This window comes from Sinorhizobium glycinis (assembly GCF_001651865.1).
Classification (GTDB): domain Bacteria; phylum Pseudomonadota; class Alphaproteobacteria; order Rhizobiales; family Rhizobiaceae; genus Sinorhizobium; species Sinorhizobium glycinis.
The window spans coordinates 1-5270 of the sequence record NZ_LPUX01000029.1 but is presented as its reverse complement, the minus strand read 5'-3'; the positions used below and the strand labels follow the sequence as shown (position 1 = coordinate 5270).

7 protein-coding genes are annotated in these 5270 nt (G+C 56.5%); 3 read left to right on the top strand and 4 right to left on the bottom strand.

Annotated elements, in window-relative coordinates; genetic code table 11:
* Window positions 1-230 precede the first annotated feature (230 nt).
* Genes AU381_RS27840 through AU381_RS00360 form a run of 3 tightly spaced genes read left to right on the top strand, consistent with a single transcriptional unit; the run spans window position 231 to window position 2955 of the window.
* Entirely contained in the window at window positions 231-632 is a 402-nt protein-coding gene (locus AU381_RS27840; RefSeq protein WP_244520003.1) for an ABC-three component system protein, read from the top strand.
* The gene (locus AU381_RS00365) at window positions 620-1108 is read left to right on the top strand and encodes an ABC-three component system middle component 2 (RefSeq protein ID WP_015633363.1); all 489 of its coding nucleotides are present in this window, start codon (window positions 620-622) and stop codon (window positions 1106-1108) included. The genes AU381_RS27840 and AU381_RS00365 overlap by 13 nt, the downstream gene beginning before the upstream one ends.
* The gene (locus AU381_RS00360) at window positions 1108-2955 is read left to right on the top strand and encodes an AAA family ATPase (RefSeq protein ID WP_014857791.1); all 1848 of its coding nucleotides are present in this window, start codon (window positions 1108-1110) and stop codon (window positions 2953-2955) included. Before AU381_RS00365 ends, AU381_RS00360 begins: the two co-directional genes overlap by 1 nt.
* Before the next feature lie 123 nt (window positions 2956-3078).
* Here the strand turns inward: AU381_RS00360 and AU381_RS00355 are convergent, their stop codons facing one another.
* The 4 genes from AU381_RS00355 to AU381_RS30020 form a co-directional block, all read right to left on the bottom strand.
* Window positions 3079-3606, bottom strand: a complete 528-nt coding sequence (locus AU381_RS00355; RefSeq protein WP_014857792.1) for a hypothetical protein — start codon at window positions 3604-3606, stop codon at window positions 3079-3081.
* The gene (locus tag AU381_RS00350; RefSeq protein WP_015633362.1) at window positions 3603-3881 is read right to left on the bottom strand and encodes a type II toxin-antitoxin system TacA family antitoxin; all 279 of its coding nucleotides are present in this window, start codon (window positions 3879-3881) and stop codon (window positions 3603-3605) included. The genes AU381_RS00355 and AU381_RS00350 overlap by 4 nt, the downstream gene beginning before the upstream one ends.
* A 93-nt stretch (window positions 3882-3974) precedes the next feature.
* On the bottom strand, window positions 3975-4832 hold the full coding sequence (locus AU381_RS00345; RefSeq protein ID WP_014857794.1) for a hypothetical protein: 858 nt from the start codon (window positions 4830-4832) through the stop codon (window positions 3975-3977).
* A gap of 79 nt (window positions 4833-4911) precedes the next feature.
* Window positions 4912-5270, bottom strand: a 359-nt coding sequence (locus AU381_RS30020) for a hypothetical protein (protein ID WP_162273397.1), incomplete at its 5' end; no start/stop codon positions are given.

Sequence of the window (5270 nt, the reverse complement as noted above, 5' to 3'; positions counted from 1 at the left end):
GGCTATTCCTGTGCGCATGCGCCACACTCGCATACGCACGGGAATCCCATACGGACTCTTATGTTAGGCGGATACCACTAGAATCCTCTTGGCAAGCGATTTCGAGAACGGGCCAAAGATTGACCCTCTCAAGATCATCCAGATTTATGAAGCCAGCGAATGGGAAACGTTCATTGACGAATGGGTCCATTCGCTCAAAACCACATATGTCAACGTTATGCGGCCGACCGGTGCAGGAGACAAAGGCATCAAGCAAGCTGCTCGATGCCTATGCAGAGCACAAAGGCGAGACGATTGCCTCGGTCTCGCATCTCGACAAGTGGGGGAATTTGAAATCCCATTTTCATCGCTCTCGCGAGGCCTTTTATCATGCGGAGTCCCTGCGGGTCTTCGTGCGCGAGAAAGTGGAGCCTGGTACTTTCGAGGGGTTGCAGACCGAGATACTGGACGGGGTCCTGGACACTCACGACGGCGAACACTCGGACGGATATGCGCGCGTCGTCGCCGTAACCGAGAAAGCGCAGTCCTTGGTTCTTGACGCTCATCCTTTGAACAGAAGCGCTTCTCCCACCGACCGTCGGGGAATCTGTCATCAGCTTGCGAACGATGGGAAGCTGACATGGCGCCGCTAATGCCTACGGCCTCGGCTTTCAACGGTTCGCTCGAAACGGGTGTGAGGGCCGTCTTCGTTCTGCACGCGCATTTCCCCCGGGCGGTAGATCTGAACCGGCTGACCGCGATGGATTATCTTGTCGTGCGAACCAGTGTCCTCGATGGACCCGCCGACCTGCATCCCCCGACACCGATCATGTCACCTGTCACGCAGGTCCGAAGAAAGTCCGTTCAATCTGCCGTAGCCCTGATGATGTCCCGAGGGCTAGTCGAGCAGGTTGTCGATGAAAGTGGGATCCTGTTTCAGGCCGGAGACAATGCGGAGTTTTTTGTCACCGCGCTTCAGACGCCATATCTCCGCCAATTGTACGAGCGCGCCGAATGGCTCGCTGGTTACTTCCAGGACTACAACGATGAGGCTTTTGACGATCTGATGCGCGATCTTCTCAGCAACTGGGTCTCTGAATTTCAAGATGAAGCATCCGGACCGACATAATGACATATTCAGGCTTCCAGATCCGTCACCTTTCCTTTCACGGCTCGGGAAAAGAACCGCCGGTCGTTTCGTTTCAGTCCGGCCTCAACGTCGTCTATGGGGCTTCCGACACCGGGAAGTCCTATATTGTCGAAGCGATCGATTTTATGCTCGGTGGCAAGGGCCCTCTTCCCGATATCCCGCAGGCGAACGGCTATGATCGCGTACTGCTTGCGATTGCTTTCGACGACGGATCGGAAACGACATTGCTTCGAAGCATGGCCGGTGGACGGTTCCAGGCATTCGAGGGTCTGCACACGTCGATCCCGGATGCTGAGGGGAGTCCCCTTGGCGAAATTCACAACGAGCGCGATGAAACGAACCTCTCGTCGTTTCTTCTCTCCAAGATCGGCCTTGCAGGCAAGCGGATCAAAAAGAACGCAACGGATGAAACTCAGGCGCTGAGCTTCCGAAACATTGCGCGGCTGGCGATCGTCAACGAGGAGGAGATCATCCAGAAGCGTTCGCCCTTGTCCGATGGGAACTATACGGCGAATACGGCAAATACGTCCGTCTTCACGATGTTGTTGACCGGCGTCGATGAAACAGCGCTCCTGTCACGCAAAAGCACGTCCCCCGAAGACCAGAAGCGACTGGCCCAAATCGATCTTCTCGATCAGCTTATCGCGGACGCTCAGAAACGTATCACGACAATATCCGGCTCACGCGACGAACTGTCTGGTCAGGAGGAGCGGCTTACGAGAGCGATGGACAATCGCGCCGAACAGCTCGCCTTCACCGAGGAAAAATTCAAGGCGATCTCCTCCAGAAGGCGGGCCATCATCCAAAAGCTCGAGATTACCAACGATCGATACACGGAAATTGCCACTCTGCTTGACCGCTTCAATCTTCTACGGGACCACTACGTTTCGGACTATGAGCGCCTCTTAGGTATCCGCGAGGCGGGTAGCTTTTTTTCGGTTCTCCAACAGGAGGTCTGCCCGACATGCGGTGCTTCGCCCGACCATCACGATCCCACCGCGGTCTGCCACGGCGATGTAGCGGTGACCGTCGCAGCGGCCGAGGCGGAGATGCAAAAAATCGAGTCTCGGCAATCCGAGCTGACGACTACAATCGCCGCGTTGAACGCGGAGGCGCAATCAATTCGGAAATCGCTTCCCAATATGAGGAATTCACTGAGCGAACTCTCGATTGAGATCGAGACCGTTGTATCACCTGACCTTAGAAGACAACGCGCAACATACAAGGAGCTCGCGGACAAGGGCGCGAATGTACGCGAAGCGCTCGGTCTCTTCAGCAATCTGAATGATCTCACCAGTCGCAAGGCCAACCTGGAACGGCAGAACGAAAGGGGGGCAGGCGATGCCACATCCAACAATCGCCTGACAAATACCGTGGTCGCCCCGTTCGCTGAACGTGTTGAGAGCGTGCTCCGGCAATGGGGTTTCCCGGCAGTCGAGCAGGTGCACTTCGACACAACCGCCAAAGATCTTGTGGTGTCCGGGAAAGCGAGAACGTCCTACGGAAAAGGGCTCAGGGCCATTACGCAGTCGGCGTTTACGATTTCTCTTATGCAATATTGCGCCGACAATGATCTGCCTCACCCCGGGATCGTTGTGCTTGACTCTCCTCTGCTTTCTTACCGCGAACCCGATAGTGCAGAGGACGATCTCAGCGACACCAATCTAAATGGGAACTTTTACAGGTACCTTCTCGGCCTCGAGAGCGACCGACAAGCCATCATCGTTGAGAACATGGATCCGCCGTCCGATGTCGAACTCGGCAATCGGGTCGTTCATTTCTCCGGAATGGCTGATGAAGGCCGCTTCGGCCTTTTTCCTCTCTAGCCGGGCCGCCGCAGGCGCCCGGCTCGCCATATGGTCATTGGTGATATAGCTTATCCTCAAGATGATCATCACGATGCGATAGTTCGCTTTGGCGAATCAATCGTATTCCCGCGCCATACGGGATCAAAGGAGACCTCTAGCACGCAAGTCGGCCGCGAAGGTGATGAGCGGCATTACGAGAGTTAGCGGCTTGTCCTTTAGCGGTTCGGCACCATAGGAAGCGTACCAGTTGGCGGCTCGCTCGCCTTTGGCATCGATGATCAGTAAAAGTCCCCCGCCCTCTCCTGCAAGTCGCAGGCAGCGGAGCGCGGCGGCGGCTAGGAGCCGGCCTCCCAGTCCCTGCCCGGCAACCGCGCGGTCGGTAGCCAATCGCGCGAGCTTGAAGCCTGGCACGTCATGGCGGGAAAGACCGCGTGTCATTGCATCTGGCACAGTCGCATGCTCGACTGCCGAGGGCGCGATCGTATAGAACCCAAGAATACGGCCGGGCACTGCGTCGTCGATAGCACAGAAGGTTTTCGAGGCATTCTGCTCATGGCTCTGTCGAGCAAAGCGGAGCAAAAACTCGTTCATCTGACCGTCGCCGCAATCGAAAACTGCCCGACCGTGAGACTTAGCGATCGGTTCCTCATGCCATGCAGGTAAAGTCATAGGCTGCCAGGCAAACCGGCAATCGCCGCGCGCAGCTTGGCGTTAGGTTTAGGCGGATTTTCCAGAAGCTCAAGAATGCGAAGATGATCGCGCTTCGACACTTTGATCGTCTCGGCTTCCTCGATCACAGCCTCTGCTTCTCGCAGCGCGGATTGCGTCACGAAATCCGTCAGATCGGTATTACGAAGTGCCGCAGCGCGTACGAGTTTAGCCTTGGCCGTGGCAGGCACCCTCAAACTCATACGTTCGCTGTTCTCGTTCGCTATGCTCGGCATGTCAGCCTCCATCTTCCAACAGAATATAGGCGTAACTCCTCTTGTCGTCAATGGTGTGCGCCTTCAAGGCGTACAGGCCACCCAGGCGCACTTCTATATCTTCTTGGCTTGCCTCAGGGCGTGAAGAACGTTGGGATCACCGGTCAGCTGTTCAGCGATCTGCAGACCATCGCGAACGCCCTCAGGGGCAACGGGCGCCCGATCTCGCCAATTGACGCCCAGTACGGGCGCAAAGTCTGCCGACAGGCCGAGCCTTGGATGCGACCAATTGATTGGTTCGCCAAGCGTAATCCAGCCCAGCCCTGGTTGATCGAAAATCGCCAGATCGACGTAGAAATTTGCACCGCCGATCCCGCCCGCCTTTCCTGACGACTCGGCGACATAGGCCTTGGTAAAGGCAAAGTTCGCCTGGAGTTGCGGGATGATGTCAAAGGTGGGGCGCACTGATGCCGCTTCACGAACGGCCTGTTCAGTGTTGATCCGACCCTCCTGCAATCGGGCGAGTATGGATCGCAACTGGCCAGCCGAGGCATCCATGCCGGCCCGCCGGCCGCGCATGCGAAATCCGCAGGCCAAAACCATGCGCGCGCCGGGATGTCCGGCGGCGGCTTCGAGGGATTTGATTTCGCTGAACAGTTCCCACGAGCGTATCAGGAAATCGAACGTTACCGACGGCGATCTCAGCGAAAGATCGCGATAGGCGACTGCTCCGTCGTTCATGACCAGCGTCGGAAAATGGCGCGCACTGTGGCTTGCAACGACTTTATGAAAATCGCGGAGCCGCCTTAACGCTTCCCTTGATTTGATGTGAAGCGGATTGAAATCCGCGGCTGCAATCATGCCGCCATAACCCAGCAGATCAATCCAGCATGCGATGGAGACCTGGAACGGATATGACGCTCTCTTACCGACAATGGGTTGCGCGATTGGTCTGGCTACTTTGTCTTCCATGTCGACCAGTTTCCATTCTGCTTCGAGCCGCTGTCCCAGACTTGGGCAAACCCCTGAGATCGGCTTTGACTGGTGAGAACTAGAATTCGTTCTGCGCGCGAACCGCATCGATTTCAGCGCGTCCCGTTGTGCCACCATGTCGATAGGATTCGAGAAAGGATAGGCGGTAAGAGTTCGAAACGGCAAAGTCATTGATGTCGCTGCGCTGACGTTCGCTGCGGATAAGCCCGTTCACAGACAGGAATGTCAGCGCGTCGGGGATCTTCTTGCGGCTGATGCCGGAGTAGTCGCTGATCTTGTCGTAGCTGAGATCGATGACGTTACGGTTGATATCGCGCCGGGACACGAACAGCAGATAGGGCACTGTAAAGTTATCAGCGGATTGATGCAGCGATAGCTGGCGGGGACGGCTGTCAGGCTGCGGCGACACACGCGATT